At 31.9% G+C, this 1,707-nt stretch carries 3 protein-coding genes; 1 reads left to right on the top strand and 2 read right to left on the bottom strand.

Annotated elements, in window-relative coordinates; translation table 11 throughout:
• Positions 1–379: aldehyde dehydrogenase family protein (locus tag AC1DTM_RS25280; protein ID WP_477001167.1), on the top strand; the 379-nt coding region annotated here is incomplete at its 5' end.
• A 106-nt stretch (positions 380–485) separates the two neighbouring features.
• Here the strand turns inward: AC1DTM_RS25280 and AC1DTM_RS25275 are convergent.
• Complete coding sequence (locus AC1DTM_RS25275; protein ID WP_087947231.1) at positions 486–1,118, bottom strand: LysE family translocator; 633 nt, start codon at positions 1,116–1,118, stop codon at positions 486–488.
• 159 nt (positions 1,119–1,277) lie between these two features.
• Positions 1,278–1,707, bottom strand: a 430-nt coding sequence (locus tag AC1DTM_RS25270) for an enoyl-CoA hydratase/isomerase family protein (RefSeq protein ID WP_477001166.1), incomplete at its 5' end; no start/stop codon positions are given.

Genomic DNA, 1,707 nt, shown 5'->3' with positions numbered 1-1,707 from the left:
AGTTGGAGAAGGTTACTTTGTTGGTGCAACAATCTTTGATGGCGTAAATCAAGAAATGAAAATTTGGCAAGATGAAATTTTCGCTCCGGTATTAAGTATTGTAAGAGTAAAAGATTTAGAAGAAGGTATTAAGCTGACAAATCAATCGAAATTTGCGAATGGTGCTGTTATTTATACATCAAATGGTAAACACGCACAAACATTCCGAGACAATATTGATGCTGGTATGATTGGTGTAAACGTTAATGTTCCAGCACCAATGGCATTCTTCGCATTTGCAGGAAACAAAGCTTCATTCTTTGGAGATCTTGGTACAAATGGTACGGATGGCGTTCAATTTTATACACGTAAAAAAGTTGTAACTGAGCGCTGGTTTTAATAAAGTGAAATGATAATGAGTGGGGTGCATTCCCACTCATTATAAAAATAATGCAAACGAAAATACACTACTCATAATGGAGTAGTGTATTTTCGTTTGCATTGTGTTAACTATTTCTTTCAAAGGCTAATTTAATACCAAACCCAATTAAGACGATTCCTGTAATCCCTTGAATATAACGCTGTGTCTTCGGCTTTTTCATAAAAGCACTAATTTTATCAATTAAAAATATATAAAAAGCAAACCAAATGACTGTTAAAATGAGATAAGTAAGTCCCATAACGAGAAGTTGTATAAATGTATTATGATTTGGATTTAAAAACTGCGGTAAAAAAGTTAAAAAGAAGACTGCAACCTTAGGGTTTAGTAAATTTGTAAGAAAACCTTGGCGAAAGCAAGAAGTATGTTTATTGTCATTATTTATTGGAACGTCATTTGTATTTAAGTCTTCTGTGTTTCTTACTGCTAAAAGGGCTTTAATACCAATATAGACTAAATATACAGCACCAACATATTTAAAAATAGAAAATAAAAGAGCAGACTTTACAATAAGTGCTGAAAGACCAATTACAGCAGCTAAAGTGTGAATTAAAAGCGCAACACAAGTACCAAAAACAGTTTTTACGCCGCCGATTTTGCCAGCAACCAATGTGTTTTTCGTAGCCATTGCTGTATCAGGACCGGGTAGAATAATAAGACATATAGACATAATAATAAACAGAAAAAAATTTTCCATAATGTTATCCGCCTTCCTTTATTGTTTTTAGAAAATTCGATTAACGTTAGTTTAACATACATTTTAGTTAAATAAAATTAAATTATATTTAAAATTATTTAACTAAAAAGAAGAGGCCATATAGAGTAGCTGAGAGTGAGCTACAATATATGACCTCTTTGTTTAGGCGTTAAGTAAGTTAAAGAATCGATTTACATCTTCTTCTGAAACATCACTTAAGTGTTTATATTTATAATTTGGATTTTGGTCTTTATCAACTACAACGGAGCGTACTCCTTCAAAGAAATCTTCATGTCGCATGAAATTTTTAGCGAGTATAAGATCTGTCGCAAAACATTCTTCAACTGACTTTTCTTGGCCATCGATAAACTGTTTTAATGTTACCTTTAATGAAACAGGCGATTTTGATAATAACTGTTCTTTCGTTGTTTGGGAAAATGGACTTTGATTTTTCTCTAAAGATTGAATGATTCCTTCAATTGTATCGAATGCAAAATGCGAATTAATTTCTTCTAATAAAGAAGAAAGATTGCCATCTAAGTTTGGAGCGGTTGCAAATGTACGAATAACTTCTTTTAACTGAGTATGTACA

The sequence above is a fragment of the Bacillus sp. P4_D3 genome (assembly GCF_056401855.1).
The sequence above is the reverse complement of the archived record's forward strand: the minus strand, read 5'-3'. Positions and strand labels throughout refer to the sequence as shown.